This window comes from Acidovorax sp. SUPP1855 (assembly GCF_030158955.1).
GTDB lineage: Bacteria > Pseudomonadota > Gammaproteobacteria > Burkholderiales > Burkholderiaceae_C > Paracidovorax.
In genome coordinates, this window is sequence record NZ_BQXI01000026.1 from 22,766 (window position 1) to 44,891 (window position 22,126).

A 22,126-nucleotide genomic window follows, 5' to 3' on the forward strand; every position below is an offset into this window, starting at 1 on the left:
GGCTGCAAGCCACTAGGCCGCTTCAGCTTGCACCAGTGGCAAGTAAAGGTTGATACTGGGGCGCGCGCGACAGCGTGTTCTCATCCGGTTACACCCACCATGCCAATCAATGAATTCAAGGCGATCTCCACCTTCGCCAAGGCCGTCGAACTGGGGAGCATTCGACAGGCGGCCCTGGCGCAAGGGGTCTCTCCGCAGGCGGCGAGTCAGGCCATCGCCCAACTGGAGCAGCACCTCGGTGTGCGGCTGCTTCACCGCACGACCCGCCATCTCGCGCTCACCGAGGAGGGACAGAACCTGCTGGAGAGCATGCAACCGGCCTTGGCGGCGCTGGACCGGGCCCTGGCCTCGGCCCGCCAGAGCAAGGAGGGCATTGCCGGCCCCCTGCGCATCGTCGGACCCAGGACCTCCTTTGCGGAAATCCTGATGCCGGTGCTGGACGAGTTCTGCCAGGCCCATCCCGGCATTCAACCGGACGTTCACCTGGACGACGGCATTGGCAACTGGGTGCAGGACCGGGTCGATATCGGTTTCAGAATCGGTGCGTCGCCCCAGGAGGGGGTGATCGGCCGCCAGTTGTTTCCGATCCAGATGATCGTGTGCGCCGCCCCGGCCTATCTGGCTGCGCACGGCATGCCCCACACGCTGGAGGATCTGGCCACACACCGATGCAGCGTGTACCGCCATCCGGCCACGGGGAAGGTCTCCGCCTGGTATCTGACCGTCGATGGAAAGGTCGAGCACCGGCAGATGTCGCCAGCGTTCGCGACCAACGATTCCGAACTGGAATTGCAGGCCGTGCTGTCGGGGCAGGTGATCGGGCAGCTCGCGAATTTCTCCGCGGCCTCGCATATCCGGGCGGGGCGGCTGGTGCCCGTGCTGGTGGCTCACCTCAGCACCCACATCGGCCTGCACATCTACTACGGAAACCGCACCGCCCAGCCCAGGCGGGTGCGGGCGTTCCTGGACCTTGCGATCGCTCGCCTGCTCGATTGCCCTGCTTACGTGCTCTCCGGCAAGGAACTGGCCTCGGCAGCGCAGGGAGCGAGGCGCGCGCTGTCGAAGGGCGCCGTGGCCCGGCCCTAGTCCTGCAGCAGCTGCCCCGCCAGCGCCGCCGCGGCGGTGCGCGTTTCCACGCCGAGCTTTTCGAAGATGTGCTCCAGGTGCTTGTTCACCGTGCGCGGGCTCATGCCCAAAATATCAGCGATGTCGCGGTTGGTCTTGCCCTTGGCGAGCCACGACAGCACCTCGGTCTCGCGCGGGGTCAGTGCCACGGGCGGCAACCGCGTCGCGGCGGTGCCTGCGGCCGGGCCCTGGCTGAGCAGCAGCATCGACTCGGCCAGGCCGCTCGCGCCCAGGTGGCGGGCCTGCAGCTGGAGGCCGCCGGGCAGGGGCGTGCTGGCTTCGCCCTGCCGCTGGGCCTGCGCCAGCCACCGCGCGGGGTCGCCCGCGGGGGCGTCGCCGTGCCCGCCGAAGGCGGCCTCCAGCCAGCGCGTGGCCTGCGGCGAGCGCCAGGCGATGCGGTCCTGGCCGTCGAGCACGACCACGCCCAGGCCCGCCACGTCCACGGCCTCGCGCGCCAGCCGGGCGGCCTGCGCGTTGGCCACGTGGGTGGCCAGGCGGGCCATCACCTCGGGAATGCGCAGGGGCTTGACCACATAGTCCACGCCGCCGCTGGCAAAGCCGCGCAGGATCTGCTCGGTCTCCGACAGCCCGGTCATGAAGACGATGGGCACGTGCGCCCACGTCGGCGTGGCCTTGATGCGGCGGCATAGCGCGAAGCCGTCGGTGCCGGGCATCACCGCATCGAGCAGCACGCCGTCGGGTACGGTCATCTCGAAGCGCTCGATGGCCTCATCGGCATCGCGCGCGGCCAGCACGGCATAGCCTTCGCCTGCCAGCGCATCGCACAGCATGCGCAGGGTGTCCAGTGCATCGTCCACCACCAGGATGACGCGGCGCGGGGCGGCGGCCTGCACGCTGTCAGGGGAGTTCGTCATGTTCGGGTTCTCGCAGAAGGTGGGCCAGGGCATCGAAGTCGAAGCGGTCCGCGCAGGCCTGTAGCTGCGCCAGCGCGGCGGCATGGCCGGGCAGGCCGTCGCGTGCGCCGCGCAGCCGCTCGCGCACGGCGGCGGCCTGGCCCTGCCGCGCCAGGCGGTTCAGGTCTTCGCGCAGGTCGGCAGGCAGGGTGTGGGGCGGCGGCGCGGGGCTGGCGGGTGGCGATCCCGGCGTGGCAGGGGCCTTGGCCGGCGTGTTGTCGTGCACCCATTCCAGCTGCAGGGCGGCCTGCAGGGCCTGCAGCAACTCCGATTCGATGATGGGCTTGCCCACGAAACCCTGGCACTGGGCGGCGGCCAGCCGCGCGGGCTCGTTGTCGAACTGGTTGGCCGAGACGAAGACGATCGGCAGCGCTGCCGCCGGGCGCAGCGCCCGCAGCAGGGCGGCCGTCTGCCAGCCGTCGAGGTCGTCCATGGTGATGTCCAGCAGCACGAGGTCGGGGGGCGCCTGCCGCACGATCTCCAGGCATTCGCGGCCGCTGGCTGCCTCGCGCACGGTGAACCCCAGCGGCACCAGCAGCCCGGCCAGCAGCTGGCGCTGCAGCGGCTGGTCGTCCACCACCAGCAGCGTGCGGCGCGGCGCGATGTGGCCGATGACGGGCCGCAGGGCCACGGCGTGCGTGGGGCGCCAGGCCGGGTCGGGGGAGATGCCGGGCAGGTACAGCCGCACGGTGAAGGTGCTGCCCTGCCCGTGCCGGCTGGACACGGTGAGCTGGCCCCCCATGAGTTCGGTGAGCAGGTGCGTGATGGTCAGCCCCAGGCCCGTGCCCGCCTCGCTCGCGCGGCGCCCGGCGCTGCCGCGCTCGAACGGCAGGAAGATGCGCTCCAGGTCCTGCGGCTCGATGCCGATGCCGGTGTCGATCACCTCGATGCGCGAGACGTGCGGGCGAAAGTCCAGGCGCAGCCGCACCTCGCCCTGCTGGGTGAAGCGCACGGCGTTGGACAGCAGGTTGATGAGGATCTGGCGCAGCCGCTTCCCATCGGCCCGGATCCAGTCGGGCACGGTGCCCAGCGTCTCCACCACGAAGGCCAGGCCCCGGGCCTCGGCCTGCGGGCGCAGCATGCCTTCGACGTTGCGGATCAGCTCGGCCAGCGGCAGCGGCGCCAGGTCCAGCCGCAGCCGGCCCGCCTCAATGCGGGCCAGCTCGAGCGAGCCGTCGATCAGCGCGTGCATGTGCTGGCCGCTGTGCTGCATGGTGGACAGCGTCTCGCGCATCCAGCCGTCAGTCTCTGGGTTCTTGAGCAGGATCTGCGTGTAGCCGAGGATGCTGTTGAGCGGCGAGCGCAGCTCGTGCGTCATGCCGGCCACGTAGCGTGTCTTGGCCATGCTGGCGGATTCGGCCCGGTCCTTGGCGGCCTGCAACTCGGCATCGGTGCGCTTGTGGGCTTCGATCTCCTGCAGCAGCAGCTGCGTCTGCCGCTCGGACTCGTCCTGCGCCATGCGCCGGCTGTCGGTGCTGAGCACCACCCACCAGGCGCACACGGCCGCCAGCAGGGACAGCAGGGCGAACACCTTCAGGAACGGGGTGCGCAGGAACTGGGCCGGTGTCTCGAGCCCCTCCTGCACATAGACCACGCCCACCAGGAACGCCATCACCGCGCACAGCGACACCAGCACCATCAGGTACTGGCCGAGGCGGAAGTTCACGCGGGCCGCCCAGGTGCGCGGCAGCAGCAGCGCGGCCACCGCGCGCAACTGGTCGGCCGCGCGCGAGCCGGTCTTGCAGCGGTCGTGGCAGCGCGATTCGAGCGAGCAGCACAGCGAGCAGATGGGCGCGCCGTAGGCTGGGCAGCGGGCCATGTCTTCGGACTCGAACGGGTTCTCGCACACGGCGCAGCGCACGGACTCGCCGGGCTTCCACAGCGTGTCCGGCATGCGGGCCAGGTAGTAGCGCCCGCCGGTGGCCCAGGCCAGCAGCGGCGACAGCGCCATCGACAGCGCCAGCGCGATGAAGGGCGAGAACGCGGCCGCATGGTCGCCCAGCAGGCCGGCATAGGCGCAGCAGGCCACGGCGGCCGCCAGCACCATGGCCCCCAGGCCCACGGGGTTGAAGTCGTACAGGTGCGCCCGCCGGAACTCGATGCCCCGGGGCGACAGGCCCAGCGGCTTGTTGATGACGAGATCGGCCACCAGCGCGCCCACCCAGGCGATGGCCACGTTGCTGTACACGGCCAGCACCTTCTCCAGCGCGCCGAACACGCCCAGCGTCATCAGGAGCGTGGCGATGCCCACGTTGAACACCAGCCACACCACGCGTCCCGGGTGGCTGCGCGTGATGCGGGCGAAGAAATTGGACCAGGCGAGCGAGCCCGCATACGCATTGGTCACGTTGATCTTCACCTGCGAGACCACCACGAACACCACCGTGACCGCCACGGCCAGGCCCGGCAGCCCCAGCGCCTGCATGACCTGCTGAAAGCCGGCCAGGAACATCTGCGTGGGCTCGGCCGCGCGGTGCGTTCCGACCTCGAACTGCAGCGCGGCGAAGGCGAGGAACGCGCCGCCCGCTATCTTGAGCATGCCCATCACGATCCAGCCCGGGCCGGCCACCAGCACCGCGCCCCACCAGCGCCAGCGGTTGGCGGCGGTGCGCTCGGGCAGAAAGCGCAGGATGTCCACCTGCTCGCCGATCTGCACCACCAGGGAGAAGATCACCGCCGCCGCGGCACCGAACATGAGCGGATCGAACTGGCTGCTGCCGCTCTTGAGGCCCGACAGCCCCGCGAAGTCGCGGTACAGCTGCGGCTGCGCGAGCGCGATCCACACGAAGGGCAGCAGCAGCAGGAAGAGCCACAGCGGCTGCGTCCACGCCTGCAGCCGGGAGATGAGCGTGATGCCGCGCATGGCCAGCGGCAGGATCACGAGGGACGACAGCACATAGCACCACTGCAGCGGCCAGTCCACCACCATCTGCAGTGCCAGCGCCATGATGGCGGCCTCCAGCGCGAAGAAGATGAAGGTGAACACCGCGTAGATCAGCGAGGTGATGGTGGAGCCCAGGTAGCCGAAGCCCGCGCCGCGCGTGAGCAGGTCCATGTCCAGCCCGTAGCGCGCCGCGCAGTAGGCGATCGGCAGGCCGGTGAGAAAGATCAGCACGCCCACCGCCAGGATGGCCCACATCGCATTGGCGAAGCCGTAGTTGAGTGCGATGGCGCCGCCGATGGCTTCGAGCGCCAGGAACGACAGCGAGCCGAACGCCGTGTTGGCCACGCGCCATTCGCTCCAGCGCCGAAAGCCCTTGGGCGTGTAGCGCAGCGCGTAGTCCTCCATCGTCTCGTCGGCCACCCAGGCGTTGTATTCGCGGCGGAACCGAAAAATGGTCTGCGGCGCGGTCTGGGGGGTGGGCGGTGCGATCGAGGCCATGCCGGGCCTGCATGCAAGAAACGTTCTTGTCCGCGCCGTGCGCCGGGGCCGGGCGGGCGGCTACGTCAATTGACGTATGGGCGCGCAGCAGGGTTGTCCCTAATCTTGGCCCCAGCGCGGAACCACCGACGCCGTCCACCCACCCCGTATTGCCTGTTGCAAGGAGCGCTCCCATGAAGCACCCCCTCGATCCGAATGTCTCCCCCCTCCTGGCCGCGGATGCGGGCCGCCGCCGGCTGCTGCAGGCCATGGGGGCCGCCTCGGTGGCGGGCCTGCCCGCGTGGTCCTTCGCGCAGCCCACGGCGCAGGTCAACACCACCAAGCTGGCGGTGACGGACACCGAGGTCACCGTGGGCCAGCTGCATTCGGCGACCGGCACCATGGCCATCTCGGAGACGGGATCGATCCAGGCCGAGCAGCTCGCCATCGACCAGATCAACGCCATGGGCGGCGTGCTGGGCCGCAAGATCAAGGTCATCAAGGAAGACGGCGCCTCCGACTGGCCCACCTTCGCCGAAAAGTCCAAGAAGCTGCTCATCAACGACCACTGCGCAGCCGTGTTCGGCTGCTGGACCAGCGCATCGCGCAAGGCCGTGCTGCCCGTGTTCGAAAAAGAGAACGGCCTGCTGTACTACCCCACGTTCTACGAGGGCCTGGAGCAGTCCAAGAACGTGATCTACACCGGCCAGGAGGCCACGCAGCAGATCCTGTACAGCCTGGAGTGGGCCAAGACCGAGAAGAAGGCCAAGACCTTCTTCCTGATCGGCTCGGACTACATCTGGCCGCGCACCTCGATGAAGATCGCACGCAAGCACGTGGAGAACTTCCAGAAGGGCAAGGTCGTGGGCGAGGAGTACTACCCGCTGGGCAGCACCAACTTCGGCTCGCTCATGAACAAGATCAAGGTGCAAAAGCCCGACTGCCTGTTCGTCGCCGTGGTGGGCGGCTCCAACGTGGCGTTCTACAAGGCGCTCAAGGCGGCGGGCATCACGGGCGACAAGCAGCTGCTGGTGACGCTGTCGGTCACCGAGGACGAGATGACCGGCGTGGGCGGCGAGAACTTCGCGGGCTTCTATTCGTCGATGAAGTACTTCCAGTCGCTGGACAACGAGAACAACAAGAAATTCGTGGCCGCCTTCAAGGCCAAGTACGGCCCCAGCGCGGTGATCGGCGACGTTACGCAGGCCGGCTACCTGGGCCCCTGGCTGTGGAAGGCCGCCGTCGAGAAGGCCAAGAGCTTCGACGTGGACAAGGTGGTGGCGGCATCGCCGGGCATCGAGCTCAAGACCGCGCCCGAGGGCTACGTGAAGGTGGACGCCAACCACCACCTGTGGAGCAAGTCTCGCATCGCGCAGGGACTGCCGGACGCCACGTTCAAGGTGGTGGCCGAATCGCCCGAACTCATCAAGCCCGATCCGTTCCCCAAGGGATACCAGTGACCACCCCCTGAGGCGCTGCGCGCCTTCCCCCTCTCTCGCTGCGCGGGAGGGGGGCGACACCCTCGGTGCGGGGTGGCCCTTCCTCGGTGTCCCGGCATGAGGCCACGCTGGTCTTCGGCGCCTCGCCCCGGGCGAATCGCTGCGGGTGCCGGATCCCCGCACTGACTGCTTTCTTTCCCGACTGGCTTGCACGTAGGAGCTGCACCATGACCTTTTCCGAAATGATGAACATCGGCCTGATGCAGGGCTTCGCCGGCCTGAGCCTGTTCGCCGTGCTGCTGCTCATGGGCCTGGGGCTGGCGATCATCTTCGGTCAGATGGGTGTCATCAACATGGCGCACGGCGAGTTCATGACCATCGGCGCCTACACGATCTACCTGGGCTCCACGCTCGCGTCCACGCACGCGCCGCAGTGGATGCCGTTCTATTTCCCGCTGGCCATCGCCGCGGCCTTCGGCTTCGCGTTCATCGCGGGCTGGCTGGTGGAGTGGGGCCTGATCCGCCACCTGTACAAGCGCCCGCTCGACACCCTGCTGGCCACCTGGGGCATCAGCCTGGGGCTGCAGCAGTGCTTTCGCACCTTCATCGGCCCCAAGGAAGTGAGCCCGACCCTGCCCGACTGGCTGCTCGGATCGTGGGCGCCCGCGGAGGGGCTGGACATTCCCATCAACGGCCTGTTCGTGCTGGCGCTCACGCTGGTGGTGACGGCGGGCGTGCTGCTTGCGCTGCACAGGAGCCGCTGGGGCCTGCGGGTCCGCGCCACGGTCAGCAACCGGGTGATGGCCAACGCCATCGGCATCGATACCAAGAAGACCGACCGACTCACCTTCGCCATCGGCTGCGGTATCGCGGGGGTGGCGGGCGCCGCGTTCACCACCATCGGCTCCACGGGGCCCACCTCGGGCTCGCTCTACATCGTCGATGCGTTCCTCGTCGTCACCTTCGGCGGCGCGGCGAGCCTGCTGGGCACGGTGGTGTCGGCCTTCGGCATCGCGCAGACGCAGTCGATCACCGAGTTCTTCCTGGCCGGCTCCATGGCCAAGGTGATCACGCTGTCGCTGATCGTGCTGATCCTGATGGTGCGGCCGCAGGGCCTGTTCGCCTCGAAGGTGCGCCGCTGAGCGCGCGCCCACTGCTTTGCCCTCACCCTGCACCCACCGGAGTCGTCCCATGAATGCCCTCAAAGCCTGGATCCTGCGCTACCAGTTGGCCAGCCTGGTGCTGCTCACGGTGCTGCTGGCCGTGGTGCTGCCGCTCGCCCTGGACATCTTCCGGCTGAACCTCGTGGGCAAGTACCTCACGTATGCCTTCGTGGCCATCGGCCTGGTGATGGTGTGGGGCTATGGCGGCGTGCTCAGCCTGGGGCAGGGCGTGTTCTTCGGTCTGGGCGGCTATGCCATGGCGATGTTCCTCAAGCTCGAGGCCTCCGACCCCGTGAGCACCAGGATCCAGTCCACGCCCGGCATCCCCGACTTCATGGACTGGAACCAGATCACCGAGCTGCCCGCCTTCTGGGTGCCTTTCAAGAGCCTGCCGTTCGCGCTGGCGGCCGTGATCGTGGTGCCCACGCTGCTGGCCTGGATCGTGAGCTTCGCCATGTTCAAGCGCCGCGTGGGCGGGGTCTACTTCGCCATCATCACGCAGGCGGTGGCGCTGATCTGCACGGTGCTCATCATCGGTCAGCAGGGCTACACGGGCGGCGTGAATGGCATGACCGACCTGAAAACCCTTTGGGGATGGGACACGCGCACCGACAGCGCCAAGTACATCCTGTACTACGTGTGCGTGGCACTTTTGGTGCTGTCCATCGTGCTGTGCCGCTTCATCCAGACCAGCAAGCTGGGCACGCTGCTGCTGGCCATGCGCGACAAGGAAGACCGCGTGCGCTTCTCGGGCTACGACGTGGCCAATTTCAAGGTCTTCACTTTCTGCCTGGCGGCGGCGCTCTCAGGCATCGGCGGTGCGCTGTTCACGCTGCAGGTGGGCTTCATGTCGCCGAGCTTCGTGGGCATCGTGCCGTCCATCGAGATGGTGATCTACGCCGCCGTGGGTGGGCGCATGAGCCTGGTGGGCGCGGTGTACGGCACGCTGCTGGTGAATGCGGGCAAGACGTACTTCTCGGAGAGCTTTCCCGACTTGTGGCTGTTCCTCATGGCGGGGCTGTTCATCGGCGTGACCATGGCCTTCCCGCTGGGGCTGGCCGGCCTGTGGGAAAGCCGCATCGTGCCCTGGTGGAAGGGCCGCCGCGAGGCCCTGCGCCAGGCGGCGGTGCCCGCTCCGCACGCCGCCGCGGCACGCAGCACCGCGGCGGATACCGAGCCGGCGGCGCGCGAGCCCGGCCTGCCCGAAGGCACCCGCCGCCAGAGCGCCTGAGCGCACGCAACCGGAGCACCTCCCATGAGCAACACCGACTTCGCCCTGGCCGTGGAAGACCTGACCGTCTCGTTCGACGGCTTCAAGGCCATCGACACCCTCACGCTGTACGTGGACAGGAACGAGCTGCGCGTGATCATCGGTCCCAACGGCGCGGGCAAGACCACGCTGCTGGACCTGATCTGCGGCAAGACGCGCGCCACCAGCGGCAGCATCAAGTTCAAGAACGAGGAGCTGACGCGCATGGCCGAGCACAAGCGCGTGCGGCTGGGCATCGGCCGCAAGTTCCAGACGCCGTCCATCTACGAGAACCTGTCGGTCTTCCAGAACCTGGAGGTGTCCTATCCCACCGGGCGCACCGTGTTCGGCGCGCTGGCCTTTCGCTGCACCAGCGCGGTGAAGGAGCGGGTGCAGGACGTGGCCGACGACATCGGCCTGGGCGGGCTGCTCGCCACCGAGGCCGGCCTGCTCTCGCACGGCCAGAAGCAATGGCTGGAGATCGGCATGCTGCTGATGCAGGAGCCCGAGCTGCTGATGCTGGACGAGCCCATCGCCGGCATGAGCGCGCGCGAGCGTGAACTCACGGCCGAGTTGCTGCAGCGCATCTGCAGGAACCGCGCGGTGATCGTGATCGAGCACGACATGGAGTTCGTCAAGCGCATCGCGCACAAAGTCACCGTGATGCACCAGGGAAAGATCCTGGCCGAAGGGTCGATGGACAAGGTCCAGAACGACCCCAAGGTGATCGACGTGTACCTCGGCCACTGAGACGCGCCGCTGTCCTTTGCCCACGCCCTGAGTTTTCTGGAGCCCCCCATGCTGAAAGTCACAGACCTGCACGTCGCCTATGGGCAGAGCGAAGCGCTGCACGGCATCTCGTTCGAGGGCCGTGCCAACGAAACCGTGGCCATCATGGGCCGCAACGGCATGGGCAAGACCACGCTGTTCAAGAGCCTGATGGGCGTGATGCCGGTCAAGAGCGGCTGCATCACCGTGGCCGGCCAGGAGGTGACGCGGGACGAGAGCTTTCGGCGCGTGGACAAAGGCATCGCCTACGTGCCGCAGGGCCGCATGATCTTTCCCACGCTGACGGTGGAGGAGAACATCCAGACCGGCCTGGAGAACTCGAAGACCCGCCAGATCCCCGAAGAGATCTATGCGCTGTTCCCCGTGCTGTGGGACATGCGCCGGCGCAAGGGCGGCAATCTTTCGGGCGGGCAGCAGCAGCAGCTGGCCATCGCCCGTGCGCTGGTGACCGATCCCAAGGTGCTGCTGCTGGACGAGCCCACCGAGGGCATCCAGCCTTCGATCATCAAGGACATCGCCCGCGCCCTCAACGAGATCCGCAAGCTGCGCCAGATCACCATCGTGGTGAGCGAGCAGGTGCTTTCGTTCGCCATGGATGTGGCCGACCGCCTGTTCGTGATCGAAGGCGGCCGACTGGTGCATGAAACCGCCCGCGTGGACACCGACCAGCAGCGCATCAAGGCCTACCTGTCCGTGTGAACGGTCACTGCCCGCGACGGATTTCCGTTCCTTCCCTCTCGCCTTCTCTTCCCTTCACTTTCCAGGAGCACGCCATGGCTGAAACCCTCATCCACGTCGATCTGAGCCAATCGCCGACCCAGAACGAGAACATCCACAACCGCTGGCATCCCGACATTCCAATGGCCTGCTGGGTGAATCCGGGCGACGATTTCATTCTGGAAACCTTCGACTGGACCGGCGGCTTCATCAAGAACAACGACAGCGCCGACGACGTGCGCGACATCGACCTGACCACGGTGCACTACCTCTCGGGCCCGGTGGGCGTCAAGGGCGCGGAGCCGGGCGACCTGCTGGTGGTGGACCTGCTCGACATCGGCGCCAAGCAGGACAGCCTTTGGGGTTTCAACGGCTTCTTCTCCAAGAAGAACGGCGGTGGCTTCCTGACCGAGCATTTCCCCGAGGCACAGAAATCGATCTGGGACTTCAAGGGCATGTTCACCAGTTCGCGCCACATTCCGGGCGTCAACTTCGCCGGCCTGATCCACCCCGGCCTGATCGGCTGCCTGCCCGACAAGAAAATGCTCGACCTCTGGAACGAGCGCGAGCAAAAGCTCATCGACACCGATCCCACCGCTGGCCTGGCCAACCCCCCCTCGGCCGGCACCGCCCACATGGGCCGCCTGACCGGCGAAGCCAAGGCCAAGGCCGCGGCCGAAGGCGCACGCACCGTGCCGCCGCGCGAGCACGGCGGCAACTGCGACATCAAGGACCTGTCGCGCGGATCGAAGGTGTTCTTCCCGGTCTATGTCGACGGCGCGGGCCTCTCGGTGGGCGACCTGCATTTCAGCCAGGGCGACGGCGAAATCACGTTCTGCGGCGCGATCGAAATGGCCGGCTGGGTGCACATGAAGGTCACCCTGATCAAGGGCGGCATGGCCAAGTACGGCATCAAGAACCCCATCTTCAAACCCAGCCCCATCGTGCCGACCTACAACGATTATTTGATCTTCGAAGGCATCTCGGTCGACGAGGCGGGCAAGCAGTACTACCTGGACGTGAACGTGGCCTACCGCCAGGCCTGCCTGAACGCGATCGAGTACCTGAAGAAGTTCGGATACAGCGGCGCGCAGGCGTATTCGATCCTGGGAACGGCCCCGGTGCAGGGCCACATCAGCGGCGTGGTCGATGTGCCCAACGCCTGCGCCACGCTGTGGCTGCCGACGCAGATCTTCGAGTTCGACATCAACCCGAACGCCAGCGGCCCGGTGAAGATGCTGGACGGCAGCATCGACATGCCGCTGTCGCCCGACCTCGTCTGATCCCCCGCCACGACAGGACACCGCGCCATGCCCACCTACGACTACCAGTGCGCCACGTGTGGCGGTTTCGATGCCTTGCGCAGCCTGGCGCTGCGCAACGAGCCCGCTGCCTGCCCCCGGTGCAGCGCTGCATCCCCCCGCGTCTTCGCCAGCGCTCCCCGGCTGGCCTGCGTGAGCCCGGAGCAGCGCCGTGCGTTCGACACCAACGAGCGGGCGCAGCATGCGCCGCGCTCCTCCCACAACGGTGACGAAGGCAGTTACGGCCGGATGCGCCATCCGGCGGGGTGCGGCTGCTGCGGCTCTGGCAAGCGCAGCGCCACGGTGACGGCGGCGAACGGAGCAAAGGCGTTTCCGTCCAAGCGGCCCTGTATGATCAGCCACTAGGCGATCGGGATTTCGGCGGGCCGTGGGGCACCGCCCTGCGGCAACGCATGGCCTGAGCAACGGGGCCATGGCGCCCCCTAGAAGCACGGCTGCGATGTTGTCTTACCCCTGGGCGGTGCCTGTTGCGACACATTTCGCCCATGGCAAATCGTGTTGCAAGGTGGGTTGAGCCCTGGCGCCTGGCGGTTTGCGGCCGCCGGGCTGGACTGGCGTGGCTGCCGCTTCTCGCGGCACTGGTCGGCTGTGAAGGCCGCCATGATCTGGCTTCCAGCGGATGCCTGCCGCTGCGTGCGCCGGCCCGTGTGGTGCTGCTGCAGGAATCCGGCCTCTACCAGGTGCGTGATGCGCCGACGTTCGTGCTCTCACCGCATCCGCGCGATACGGCGAACGACCGCTTTCACGGCCTGCAGCGGGTCCGCACGCTGCCGCCGGGGACGCCGCTGGAGATCGCGCGTCTGGAACAGGCCTGGGGTTTCGACGTGGGCAAAGGGCGCATCAGCGCGTTCGGCACGTCGCCGCAGGGCGAACCCTTCGAGTACGGTTGGGGTGGTGGCACGCAGATCGGCCGCGCGCCCTGGGAACCGGCCTCCGTTGCGCCACTTCGGGCGGTGCGGTGTGGTGATTGATCCCCCGCAAGACAAAGGAGCACAGATGGCATTTTCTTTTCGCAGCGCTGCATGCATGGCGGTCATGGCCGCAGCGGCCCCGGCTTTCGCCCAGAGCGTGCTGTACACCGCGCGCCCGGCCATCGGGCTGAGCGTGAGCGACAAGATGGCGACCCGCCAACCGCGTGTGGAGTTCACCGTGACCATGCCGGACGGGAAGACGACCACCGCGACCGCCGAGCCCCAAGGGGGCGGCGAGCGGGCTGGCACCGTGCACTATCCCAGCGATTTCGGCAACGCGGGCACCCGCGTGGGCGACTACACCTGGGTGGCGCGCATCGGTGGCAAGGTCGTGCTCGACGGGCGCTTCAGCTATCGTCCGACGCCCGAGGGACAGCTGCTGTTCGTCCCCCGGTAGAGGCGGTCCGATCCGGCGGCCAGGATAAAAAAAGCGCCTGCCCGCATCGCAGTGGGCAGGCGCTTCAGGGGCAGGTGGCCGGCCCGTGCGCAAGGGCCGGCGTTTTCGCGCTGGATCAGGCGGTCACGGCAGCCAGCGCCGCATTCAGCGTGGCGCTGGGGCGCATCACGGCCTCGGTCTTCTTCGGGTCGGGCAGGTAGTACCCGCCGATGTCTGCCGGCTTGCCCTGCACGTCCGCCAGTTCACCGACGATCTTCTGCTCGTTGTCGGCCAGCGTCTTGGCCAGCCCGGCGAACTTGGCGGCCAGGGCCGTGTCCTCGGTCTGCGCGGCCAGTTCCTGGGCCCAGTACAGGGACAGGTAGAACTGGCTGCCGCGGTTGTCCAACTGGCCGGTCTTGGGGCTGGGGTTCTTGTTGTTGTCCAGCAGCTTGCCGGTGGCGGTGTCCAGCGTCTTGGCCAGCAGGGTGGCTTGCTGGTTGCCGGTCTTCAGGCCCAGGTCTTCCAGGCTGACGGCCAGGGCCAGGAACTCGCCCAGCGAATCCCAGCGCAGGTGGTTTTCTTCCACCAGTTGCTGCACGTGCTTCGGTGCCGAGCCGCCGGCACCCGTCTCGTACATGCCGCCGCCGGCCATCAGGGGCACGACGGACAGCATCTTGGCGCTGGTGCCCAGTTCCATGATGGGGAACAGGTCGGTCAGGTAGTCGCGCAGGATGTTGCCGGTGACGCTGATCGTGTCCAGGCCGCGGATCACGCGCTCCAGCGTGTAGCGCATGGCGCGAACCTGGCTCATGATCTGGATGTCCAGGCCGGTCGTGTCGTGGTCCTTCAGGTAGGTCTTCACCTTCTTGATGACTTCGTTCTCGTGCGGGCGGTACGGGTCCAGCCAGAACACGGCGGGCATGCCGGAGTTGCGGGCGCGGGTCACGGCCAGCTTCACCCAGTCGCGGATCGGCGCGTCCTTCACCTGGCACATGCGCCAGATGTCGCCTTCTTCCACGTTCTGGCTCAGCAGCACTTCGCCCGTGGCCAGATCGACGATGTTGGCCACGCCGGCTTCAGGCACTTCGAACGTCTTGTCGTGCGAACCGTACTCTTCGGCCTGCTGGGCCATCAGGCCCACGTTGGGCACGGTGCCCATGGTCTTGGGGTCGAAGGCGCCATGCCATTTGCAGAAGTTGATGATCTCCTGGTAGATGCGGGCGAAGGTGCTCTCGGGGATCACCGCCTTGGTGTCCTTCAGTCGGCCGTCGGCGCCCCACATCTTGCCGCCGTTGCGGATCATGGCGGGCATCGAGGCATCGACGATCACGTCGTTGGGCGAGTGGAAGTTGGTAATGCCCTTGGCCGAATCGACCATCGCCAGCTCGGGGCGGTTTTCGTGGCAGGCGTGCAGGTCGCGCTTGATCTCGTCCTGCTTGCTCTGCGGCAGCGTGGCGATCTTGTTGTACAGATCGACCATGCCGTTGTTCACGTTCACGCCCAGCTCTTCGAACAGCTGCGCATGCTTGGCGAAGGCTTCCTTGTAGAAGATGCGCACGGCGTGGCCGAAGACGATCGGGTGCGACACCTTCATCATCGTCGCCTTGACGTGCAGCGAGAACATCACGCCGGTCTTGTGCGCGTCTTCGATCTCTTTTTCATAGAACTCGAGCAGGGCCGTCTTGCTCATGAACATGCTGTCGATGATTTCGCCGTCCTTCAGCGACACCTTGGGCTTGAGCACCGTGGTCTTGCCGCTCTTGCCGACCAGTTCCATCTTCACGTCGCGCGCTTTGTCGAGCGTGATCGACTTTTCGCCATGGTAGAAGTCGCCATGGTGCATGTGCGAGACGTGCGAGCGCGATGCCTGGCTCCATTCGGCCATGCTGTGCGGGTTCTTGCGGGCGTATTCCTTGACGGCCTTGGGTGCGCGGCGGTCGGAGTTGCCTTCGCGCAGGACCGGGTTCACCGCGCTGCCGATGCACTTGTTGTAACGGGCGCGAATGTCCTTTTCTTCGTCGGTCGTCGGATTTTCGGGGTAGTCGGGAATCGCATAGCCTTTGCCCTGCAGCTCCTTGATGGCGGCCACCAGCTGTGAGACCGATGCGCTGATGTTGGGCAGCTTGATGATGTTGGCGTCGGGCGAGAGCGTCAGCTTGCCCAGGGCGGCCAGGTTGTCGGGCACGCGCTGTGCCTCGGTCAGGCGCTCGGGAAACTGGCCCAGGATGCGGCCGGCGACCGAGATGTCGCTGGTCTCCACGTGGATGCCCGCTGGGGCCGCGAAGGTCCGCACGATCGGCAGAAAGGCGGCGGTCGCCAGGGCGGGTGCTTCGTCGGTCAGCGTGTAGATGATGGTCGGTTGCGTCGTGCTCATTCGCTTGCGTTCCTTGGGAAGGGGTGACAGATCAGCCGGTGATTTTCGCGCTTTCTGAAGGCAGTCGGCACAGATGCCCCTCAGCGCCGTTCGGGGCAGGTGCCCACGCGCCCGATCATGGGCATGAAAGGGGTGCCCGCTCGACGCGCTGCTGCAGGCTCACGCGCGCTGTGCCGATGCCCGGGTGACCAGCCAGATGCCGCCGCACACCAGCACCAGGGCCACCGCGTTGCGCCATTCGAGCAGGCTTTCTTCCAGGAACCAGGCCGACAGCAAGGTGCCGAACACGGGCACCATGAAGTTGAACGCCGTGATGAGGCTCACCCGGTTGTGCTTGAGCAGCAGGCTCCAGATCGAGATCGCCAGGGACGACAGCACCACCAGATAGGCCAGCAGCGATGACGAGGCCCAGGTCACCTCGCCCAGCGCGCCGCCCGTGGCATAGCCGAGCGCCAGCAGCACCAGGCCGCCGATGGTCAACTGGTAGGCGGTCATCACGATGGGATCCATCCCCTGGGAAATGCGCTTGCCGTAGACGCCGCCCAGCGCCAGCACCAGGGCGGCGATCACCACGAAACCCTCGCCCAGCAGGGCGAACTCGAAGTCGCTCAGCGTCCCGGCCAGCCCGGCGCCGAGGTTGACCGCCATGACCCCGGCGAAGCCCACGATGCAGCCCCAGGCCTTTGCATGGCTGATGCGGTCGTTGTGGTACAGGAAATGCGCCAGCAGCACGCTGAAGAAGGTGCCGGTGGCGTTCATGATCGAGGCCTTCACCCCCGTCGTGTTCGCCACGCCGATGTAGAAGAAGATGTACTGCAGCGTGGTCTGCAACAGGCCCAGCAGCGCCAATTGGCCCCAGGCCCGGGCCGGCCAGCCGCCGATCTGCCGGCCGCTGGCGGCCACCCACGCCAGCAGCGCCAGGCCCGCCAGGGCGAAGCGCCAGCCGGCGAACACGAGTTTGGACGGGGTGTCGCTGCTGTCGATGCCGAACAGGGCGTAGCCATTCTTGATCGCCGGGTACGAACTGCCCCAGAGCAGGCAGCAAAACAACGCCAGCAGGAAGACGTTCCTGCGTTGCGCTAAGGGGGAGATGGGGGGCGACATGGCTTCTTTCCAGACGGGGTGGTGCCCCAAAAAGGTGAATTTTGCACAAGTTGTACGACAACTCGGCGTGAAAATATCCTGCCTTGGCGGAATGCGGCCTCGTTTGGCTCTATTTGCGCCTCATTGTCCGATGACTATCCAAAACCGCAGTGACCGTGGACATCCAGCCCCGTGGGCGGCAACTGCCAACAGTCGGTGCCCCTGCCCAGGCGATACCGCGAGGTCGGTGCAGATAAGCAAGGAACGCCTCGGCAGTTTCAGGAACCCCCTGGGTGCTTTCCAGCCTTGTCGATAATGCGGCGCCATGCGATCGACTTTCGTTCCGCTCCTCCTGTCCTGTTGCGCGATGGCGACCCTGTCCGGCTGCAGCAGCCCGCCTGCGCCCCATGGCGAGGTCAAAGGCGCGTCTGCGAATGGCAGCGAGTTGGGGCAGTCCGACGTGAACCGCATGGCGACCCTGGCCATGCGCGAGAACCTGGACAGTCTCTACCGGCTGATGGACAAGCTTTACCGCCGCAACCCTGCCGAATGGCGCAAGACCAGCGCCGTGGGCCGAGAGCAGGCCATGGAGCAGGTCCGCACCACCATCGAGAAGGGCGGGGTCTGGGCGCCCTTGCAGGGGCGGCGCGACATCGCGGCGATGGCCGCGGCCCTGGCGCCCGAATTCGCGGGCGACCGCGTGGCGGCGTTCATCTACGCCACGGCCGACATGCTGATCACCGCGCACGACGGAAAGATCGAGTTCTTCCTGCTCGACAGCCTGGATGCCCAGCACCTGTACAACGCGGCGCGCAACGTGGAGATCGCCGTGTGGATGCTGTCTCAGCGCCGCACCGCGGCGGGCCAGCCGCTGCTGCTGGCCGACGAGATCGGTCCGCAGGGGCGCAATCTGAGCTTCGAGCGCGAGTTCGGCAAGATCATCGGCCGGCTCGACCTGCTGTCGGCGGTGGCCACCGAAAAGTACCGTCGCGCCGCCATCACCTATGTGCAGGGGCTGGTGGGCGGTTCTTTCCTGCAGTTCTTGCCGGTGCGCTGAATCGGAGGGTGGCGGTGGGCGCTTTTTCCGGTGCTGCTTACTTGAACATGTCGGCCGAGAAGCTCTGGCGGAACCATTTCATGGCGTTGACCATGAGGGCGCCTGACGAACGGATGTTTGCCAGAAAGCGGTTGATCTCGTCCTTCAGCCGTGCCTCGTTTTGCCGAAGGCCGATATAGCATGGGCTCTCTTTGAGGAGCGCCACCTGGTGCACACGGGTGCGCAGACCGACATCCTTGATGGATTCCACCAGCACGTTGCCACCCGCGAAGAATTCGAAATGGCCTGCGGCATAGGCGTCCAGCAACGCGGCGCTGCCTTTGAATCCCTGGATTTTTGCGGTCGGCAGGAATGCCCGGACCAGGGATTCCTCCAGGCTGTTTTCCGCCGCTCCGACGACCGGGGCTGGAAGTTTCAGCAATTCGTCGCGGCTCAATTTCTGCTGGCTGAAGACACCGAGGTAGGTCGGGGCGTAGACACTGGAGAAGTCGATGCTTTTCTCGCGCTCGGGCGTCTTGCCCAGGCTGGAGATGATGATGTCGACGCGATCTTCCAGCAGTGCCGCCAGCCGGTCCCCGCTGGGCACCGGTACCATCTGCGGCGACACGCCCAGGTGCATCGAAAGCATCTTGGCGATGGAAATGTCGAAGCCCGCCAGCTCGTTGCCCTGCGGAAAGCCGAACGGTGGGAAGTCCTGCGGGACCGCCACGCGAAGGACCCGGGCGGATCGGATGCGTTCCAGCTGATCGCGATGTTCGGCGGCCGCCAGCGGGCCCGACAGGCCCAGGGCCAGAATGGAGCCGCACACCAGGCGGCGTCGTTGCAGAATCTCACTGGCCCATAGGCTGGGCGTTGCACCATCGAAGGGCGATTGCATGGGAGGGCTCCTTCCTGGGAAGCGGCCAAGCACTTTCCATGCCGCTGTCCGGAGAACCCGCTCAGGAGGCGGGGCGCGGTGATGGCCCGGGCGCAGGGCGCGTAAAATCCGGCCGCCCCCGAGGAGCGTTGCAGCGCCTGCCGATCAACCGGCTCAACCAGGCGTCAGGCTCGGGCGGCGATGGCCCCACTGTCCAACGACGCTCGCCTGTTCCCAACTACCGATTGCGCAGGTGAGCCTGATGTCCGCCCCCCTTATCCCGCCTCCCATGAAGCTCTCGGGCCTCGAACCGGTTTCCATCGGCGAGGGCACGCTGTTCGTCAACATCGGCGAGCGCACCAACGTCACCGGCTCCAAGGCCTTCGCCCGCATGATCCTGAACGGCCAGTACGAAGAGGCCCTGGCCGTTGCACGCCAGCAGGTGGAGAACGGCGCACAGGTCATCGACATCAACATGGACGAGGCCATGCTCGACAGCAAGGCGGCCATGGTGCGCTTCCTGCAGCTGATCGCCTCCGAGCCCGACATCGCGCGCGTGCCGATCATGGTGGACTCCTCCAAGTGGGATGTGATCGAGGCCGGCCTGCGTTGCATCCAGGGCAAGGGCATCGTCAACTCCATCTCCATGAAAGAGGGCGTGGAGAAGTTCAAGCACGAGGCGCGCCTCGTGAAGCGTTACGGTGCCGCCGCCGTGGTGATGGCCTTCGACGAGGTGGGTCAGGCCGACACCTACGAGCGCAAGATCGAGATCTGCGAGCGGGCCTACCGCGTGCTGGTCGATGAGGTGGGCTTTCCGCCCGAGGACATCATCTTCGACCCCAACATCTTCGCGGTGGCCACCGGCATCGAAGAGCACAACAACTACGCGGTCGATTTCATCGAGGCCGTGCGCTGGATCAAGCAGAACCTGCCGGGCGCCAAGGTCTCGGGCGGCGTGTCGAACGTGAGCTTCAGCTTCCGCGGCAACGACCCGGTGCGCGAGGCCATCCACACCGTGTTCCTGTACCACGCCATCCAGGCCGGCATGGACATGGGCATCGTCAACGCGGGCATGGTCGGCGTGTACGACGACCTGGAACCCACCTTGCGCGATCGCGTGGAAGACGTGGTGCTCAACCGCCGCCCCGATGCCGGCGAACGCCTGGTCGAGGTGGCCGAGACGGCCCGCAGCGGTGCCAAGGACGAAAGCAAGCGGCTCGAATGGCGCGGCACCCCCGAGCACCCGAAGACCGTGGGCGAACGCCTGTCGCACGCGCTGGTGCACGGCATCACCGACTTCATCGTCGAAGACACCGAAGAGGCCTACCAGGCCATCGTCGCCAAGGGCGGGCGGCCGCTGCACGTGATCGAAGGCCCGCTCATGGACGGCATGAACGTGGTGGGCGACCTGTTCGGTGCGGGCAAGATGTTCCTGCCGCAGGTGGTCAAGAGCGCCCGCGTGATGAAGTCCGCCGTGGCCCACCTGATCCCCTACATCGAGGAAGAGAAGCGCCAGGACGAGCTGGCCGGCCGCGACGTGCGCAGCAAGGGCAAGATCATCATCGCCACCGTGAAGGGCGACGTGCACGACATCGGCAAGAACATCGTCACCGTGGTCCTGCAGTGCAACAACTTCGAGGTGGTGAACATGGGCGTGATGGTGCCGTGCCACGAGATCCTGGCGCGCGCCAAGGTCGAGGGCGCGGACATCGTGGGCCTGTCGGGCCTGATCACGCCCAGCCTGGAAGAGATGCAATACGTGGCCGGCGAGATGCAAAAGGACGAGCACTTTCGCATCAAGAAGATCCCACTGCTCATCGGCGGGGCCACCACCAGCCGCGTGCACACCGCCGTCAAGATCGCGCCGCATTACGAAGGCCCCGTGGTCTACGTGCCCGATGCGTCCCGCAGCGTGAGCGTGGCGCAGAGCCTGCTGGGCGACGGCGTGCAAAGCTATGTCGATGAGCTGAACGCCGACTACGACAAGGTGCGCACCCAGCACGCCAACAAGAAGCAGACGCCCCTGTGGCCGCTGGCGAAGGCCCGCGCCAACCGCACGCCCATCGACTGGTCGGCCTATCGCCCGGCCACGCCGCGCCTGCTGGGGCGGCGCATGTTCAAGAACTTCGACCTCAACGAGCTGGCCAGGTACATCGACTGGGGCCCGTTCTTCCAGACCTGGGACCTGGCCGGCCCGTACCCTGCCATCCTGACCGACGAGGTGGTGGGCGAGCAGGCCACGCGCGTCTTCGCCGACGGCAAGGCCATGCTGCGCCGGCTGGTGGAGGGCCGCTGGCTGAGTGCCAGCGGCGTGCTGGCGCTGTACCCGGCCAACAGCGTGGGCGACGACATCGAGTTCTACACCGACGAATCGCGCACCGAGGTCGCCATGACCTGGTACGGCCTGCGCCAGCAGACCGAAAAGCACGTGATCGACGGCGTGCCGCGCCCCAGCCGATGCCTGGCCGACTTCGTGGCGCCCAAGGAAAGCGGTGTGGCCGACTACGCGGGCCTCTTTGCCGTCACGGCGGGCCTGGGCGTGGAGAAGAAGGAGCAGGCCTTCGTCGATGCGCTGGACGACTATTCGGCCATCATGCTCAAGAGCCTGGCCGACCGCCTGGCCGAAGCCTTTGCCGAATGCCTGCACCACCGCGTGCGCACCGACCTGTGGGGCTATGCGGCCGGCGAGCAGTTGAGCAACGACGACATGATCGCCGAGAAGTACCAGGGCATCCGCCCCGCGCCCGGCTACCCGGCCTGCCCGGACCACAGCGCCAAGAGCGAACTGTTCCGCGTGCTGCAGTGCGGCGAGATCGGCATGGGCCTCACCGAAAGCCTGGCCATGACGCCCGCCGCCAGCGTGAGCGGCTTCTACATCGGCCATCCCGAGAGCCAGTACTTCAACGTCGGCAAGATCGGCGAAGACCAGGTGCACGACCTGGCCACGCGGCGTGGCATGGACGAAGGCATCCTGCAGCGCCTGCTCGCACCCAACCTCTGACGGGCGGCAGCGTCACGGCGGTGCCCCCGCCGCGTCACGCTGACGTCACTCTGGCGCCACAGTCGGTGGGAAGAATGAAGGACTTCATTCCTTCTCTTCTTCCCACGCCATGACCATCTCTCTGCAGCGCTCGCCGCTGCCTCTGATCGGCCGCCCGTTGCCGGGCGCCAGCGCGCTCTTTCTTGCCCTGATGCTGGCGGGCTGCGGCGGCAGCGGTGGCTCGGATGCCACCGTTCCCGCCGTGGCGGCCACGTGCGCCAGTCCGGACACGCACTGCGCGCCCAAGCCCTGAACGGGGCAGCCCCCCGGAACCCCGCCCACGGACAAGA

Annotated in this window: 18 protein-coding genes and 1 riboswitch; of the genes, 13 read left to right on the plus strand and 5 right to left on the minus strand. The window is 66.9% G+C overall.

The features are described 5' to 3' along the window. Window positions 1-99: 99 nt before the first annotated feature. The gene (locus AVMA1855_RS19635) at window positions 100-1,086 is read left to right on the plus strand and encodes a LysR family transcriptional regulator (protein WP_284426980.1); all 987 of its coding nucleotides are present in this window, start codon (window positions 100-102) and stop codon (window positions 1,084-1,086) included. On the opposite strand, the gene AVMA1855_RS19640 is transcribed toward AVMA1855_RS19635, so the two are convergent. Together AVMA1855_RS19640 and AVMA1855_RS19645 are read right to left on the minus strand one after the other, a co-directional pair. Continuing rightward, complete coding sequence (locus AVMA1855_RS19640; RefSeq protein WP_284426981.1) at window positions 1,083-2,000, minus strand: response regulator transcription factor; 918 nt, start codon at window positions 1,998-2,000, stop codon at window positions 1,083-1,085. The two genes, AVMA1855_RS19635 and AVMA1855_RS19640, sit on opposite strands and share 4 nt — an antisense overlap. Then, a complete protein-coding gene (locus tag AVMA1855_RS19645) occupies window positions 1,984-5,421 on the minus strand; it encodes a hybrid sensor histidine kinase/response regulator (RefSeq protein ID WP_284426982.1) in 3,438 nt (1,145 codons plus the stop codon). The genes AVMA1855_RS19640 and AVMA1855_RS19645 overlap by 17 nt, the downstream gene beginning before the upstream one ends. 173 nt (window positions 5,422-5,594) lie before the next feature. On the opposite strand from AVMA1855_RS19645, the gene urtA reads away from it, so the two are divergent. The 9 genes from urtA (at window position 5,595) to AVMA1855_RS19690 (ending at window position 13,447) form a co-directional block, all read left to right on the plus strand. Continuing rightward, window positions 5,595-6,860 carry an urea ABC transporter substrate-binding protein gene (gene urtA / locus AVMA1855_RS19650; RefSeq protein WP_284426983.1) on the plus strand — a complete coding sequence of 422 codons (1,266 nt, stop codon included), beginning with the start codon at window positions 5,595-5,597 and terminating at the stop codon, window positions 6,858-6,860. 206 nt (window positions 6,861-7,066) lie between these two features. Next, window positions 7,067-7,981 (plus strand): urea ABC transporter permease subunit UrtB, encoded by a 915-nt coding sequence (gene urtB / locus AVMA1855_RS19655; protein ID WP_284394685.1) that lies wholly within the window; start codon window positions 7,067-7,069, stop codon window positions 7,979-7,981. A gap of 49 nt (window positions 7,982-8,030) precedes the next feature. Continuing rightward, window positions 8,031-9,233 carry an urea ABC transporter permease subunit UrtC gene (gene urtC, locus AVMA1855_RS19660; RefSeq protein ID WP_284394684.1) on the plus strand — a complete coding sequence of 401 codons (1,203 nt, stop codon included), beginning with the start codon at window positions 8,031-8,033 and terminating at the stop codon, window positions 9,231-9,233. A gap of 24 nt (window positions 9,234-9,257) precedes the next feature. Continuing rightward, window positions 9,258-10,001: an urea ABC transporter ATP-binding protein UrtD gene (gene urtD, locus AVMA1855_RS19665; RefSeq protein ID WP_284410467.1), complete on the plus strand. Its 744-nt coding sequence runs from the start codon at window positions 9,258-9,260 to the stop codon at window positions 9,999-10,001. Window positions 10,002-10,049: 48 nt separating this feature from the next. Further along, a complete protein-coding gene (gene urtE, locus AVMA1855_RS19670) occupies window positions 10,050-10,739 on the plus strand; it encodes an urea ABC transporter ATP-binding subunit UrtE (RefSeq protein WP_284426984.1) in 690 nt (229 codons plus the stop codon). Window positions 10,740-10,813: 74 nt separating this feature from the next. Continuing rightward, the gene (gene fmdA, locus AVMA1855_RS19675; protein WP_272566030.1) at window positions 10,814-12,040 is read left to right on the plus strand and encodes a formamidase; all 1,227 of its coding nucleotides are present in this window, start codon (window positions 10,814-10,816) and stop codon (window positions 12,038-12,040) included. A 27-nt stretch (window positions 12,041-12,067) separates the two neighbouring features. Next, complete coding sequence (locus tag AVMA1855_RS19680) at window positions 12,068-12,424, plus strand: FmdB family zinc ribbon protein (RefSeq protein ID WP_284426985.1); 357 nt, start codon at window positions 12,068-12,070, stop codon at window positions 12,422-12,424. A gap of 140 nt (window positions 12,425-12,564) precedes the next feature. Next, window positions 12,565-13,050, plus strand: coding sequence for a hypothetical protein (locus AVMA1855_RS19685; protein ID WP_284426986.1), 486 nt, complete (start codon window positions 12,565-12,567; stop codon window positions 13,048-13,050). Window positions 13,051-13,075: 25 nt separating this feature from the next. Beyond that, a complete protein-coding gene (locus AVMA1855_RS19690; RefSeq protein ID WP_272566027.1) occupies window positions 13,076-13,447 on the plus strand; it encodes a hypothetical protein in 372 nt (123 codons plus the stop codon). Window positions 13,448-13,562: 115 nt separating this feature from the next. On the opposite strand, the gene AVMA1855_RS19695 is transcribed toward AVMA1855_RS19690, so the two are convergent. Together AVMA1855_RS19695 and AVMA1855_RS19700 are read right to left on the minus strand one after the other, a co-directional pair. Beyond that, entirely contained in the window at window positions 13,563-15,800 is a 2,238-nt protein-coding gene (locus AVMA1855_RS19695; protein WP_284426987.1) for an NADP-dependent isocitrate dehydrogenase, read from the minus strand. Window positions 15,801-15,959: 159 nt separating this feature from the next. Beyond that, window positions 15,960-16,904: a DMT family transporter gene (locus AVMA1855_RS19700; RefSeq protein ID WP_284426988.1), complete on the minus strand. Its 945-nt coding sequence runs from the start codon at window positions 16,902-16,904 to the stop codon at window positions 15,960-15,962. A 346-nt stretch (window positions 16,905-17,250) separates the two neighbouring features. Between AVMA1855_RS19700 and AVMA1855_RS19705 the strand changes: the two genes are divergently transcribed. Next, window positions 17,251-17,940, plus strand: a complete 690-nt coding sequence (locus AVMA1855_RS19705; RefSeq protein WP_284426989.1) for a hypothetical protein — start codon at window positions 17,251-17,253, stop codon at window positions 17,938-17,940. 37 nt (window positions 17,941-17,977) lie between these two features. On the opposite strand, the gene AVMA1855_RS19710 is transcribed toward AVMA1855_RS19705, so the two are convergent. Continuing rightward, window positions 17,978-18,817 carry a transporter substrate-binding domain-containing protein gene (locus tag AVMA1855_RS19710; RefSeq protein WP_284426990.1) on the minus strand — a complete coding sequence of 280 codons (840 nt, stop codon included), beginning with the start codon at window positions 18,815-18,817 and terminating at the stop codon, window positions 17,978-17,980. Between the two features lie 114 nt (window positions 18,818-18,931). Next, window positions 18,932-19,029, plus strand: a riboswitch (S-adenosyl-L-homocysteine riboswitch). A gap of 11 nt (window positions 19,030-19,040) precedes the next feature. Here AVMA1855_RS19710 and metH point away from each other — a divergent pair. Together metH and AVMA1855_RS19720 are read left to right on the plus strand one after the other, a co-directional pair. Continuing rightward, window positions 19,041-21,797: a methionine synthase gene (gene metH, locus AVMA1855_RS19715; protein ID WP_284405780.1), complete on the plus strand. Its 2,757-nt coding sequence runs from the start codon at window positions 19,041-19,043 to the stop codon at window positions 21,795-21,797. Window positions 21,798-21,906: 109 nt separating this feature from the next. After that, window positions 21,907-22,089, plus strand: coding sequence for a hypothetical protein (locus AVMA1855_RS19720; protein WP_284426991.1), 183 nt, complete (start codon window positions 21,907-21,909; stop codon window positions 22,087-22,089). Window positions 22,090-22,126: the final 37 nt, after the last annotated feature.

What these genes read in the sequence shown, in the direction of transcription:
- AVMA1855_RS19635 (WP_284426980.1), top strand. Translation starts at nt 100, where the DNA reads ATGCCAATCAATGAATTCAAGGCGATCTCCACCTTCGCCAAGGCCGTC.
- AVMA1855_RS19640 (WP_284426981.1), bottom strand. Translation starts at nt 2,000, where the DNA reads ATGACGAACTCCCCTGACAGCGTGCAGGCCGCCGCCCCGCGCCGCGTC.
- AVMA1855_RS19645 (WP_284426982.1), bottom strand. Translation starts at nt 5,421, where the DNA reads ATGGCCTCGATCGCACCGCCCACCCCCCAGACCGCGCCGCAGACCATT.
- urtA (WP_284426983.1), top strand. Translation starts at nt 5,595, where the DNA reads ATGAAGCACCCCCTCGATCCGAATGTCTCCCCCCTCCTGGCCGCGGAT.
- urtB (WP_284394685.1), top strand. Translation starts at nt 7,067, where the DNA reads ATGACCTTTTCCGAAATGATGAACATCGGCCTGATGCAGGGCTTCGCC.
- urtC (WP_284394684.1), top strand. Translation starts at nt 8,031, where the DNA reads ATGAATGCCCTCAAAGCCTGGATCCTGCGCTACCAGTTGGCCAGCCTG.
- urtD (WP_284410467.1), top strand. Translation starts at nt 9,258, where the DNA reads ATGAGCAACACCGACTTCGCCCTGGCCGTGGAAGACCTGACCGTCTCG.
- urtE (WP_284426984.1), top strand. Translation starts at nt 10,050, where the DNA reads ATGCTGAAAGTCACAGACCTGCACGTCGCCTATGGGCAGAGCGAAGCG.
- fmdA (WP_272566030.1), top strand. Translation starts at nt 10,814, where the DNA reads ATGGCTGAAACCCTCATCCACGTCGATCTGAGCCAATCGCCGACCCAG.
- AVMA1855_RS19680 (WP_284426985.1), top strand. Translation starts at nt 12,068, where the DNA reads ATGCCCACCTACGACTACCAGTGCGCCACGTGTGGCGGTTTCGATGCC.
- AVMA1855_RS19685 (WP_284426986.1), top strand. Translation starts at nt 12,565, where the DNA reads ATGGCAAATCGTGTTGCAAGGTGGGTTGAGCCCTGGCGCCTGGCGGTT.
- AVMA1855_RS19690 (WP_272566027.1), top strand. Translation starts at nt 13,076, where the DNA reads ATGGCATTTTCTTTTCGCAGCGCTGCATGCATGGCGGTCATGGCCGCA.
- AVMA1855_RS19695 (WP_284426987.1), bottom strand. Translation starts at nt 15,800, where the DNA reads ATGAGCACGACGCAACCGACCATCATCTACACGCTGACCGACGAAGCA.
- AVMA1855_RS19700 (WP_284426988.1), bottom strand. Translation starts at nt 16,904, where the DNA reads ATGTCGCCCCCCATCTCCCCCTTAGCGCAACGCAGGAACGTCTTCCTG.
- AVMA1855_RS19705 (WP_284426989.1), top strand. Translation starts at nt 17,251, where the DNA reads ATGGCGACCCTGTCCGGCTGCAGCAGCCCGCCTGCGCCCCATGGCGAG.
- AVMA1855_RS19710 (WP_284426990.1), bottom strand. Translation starts at nt 18,817, where the DNA reads ATGCAATCGCCCTTCGATGGTGCAACGCCCAGCCTATGGGCCAGTGAG.
- AVMA1855_RS19720 (WP_284426991.1), top strand. Translation starts at nt 21,907, where the DNA reads ATGACCATCTCTCTGCAGCGCTCGCCGCTGCCTCTGATCGGCCGCCCG.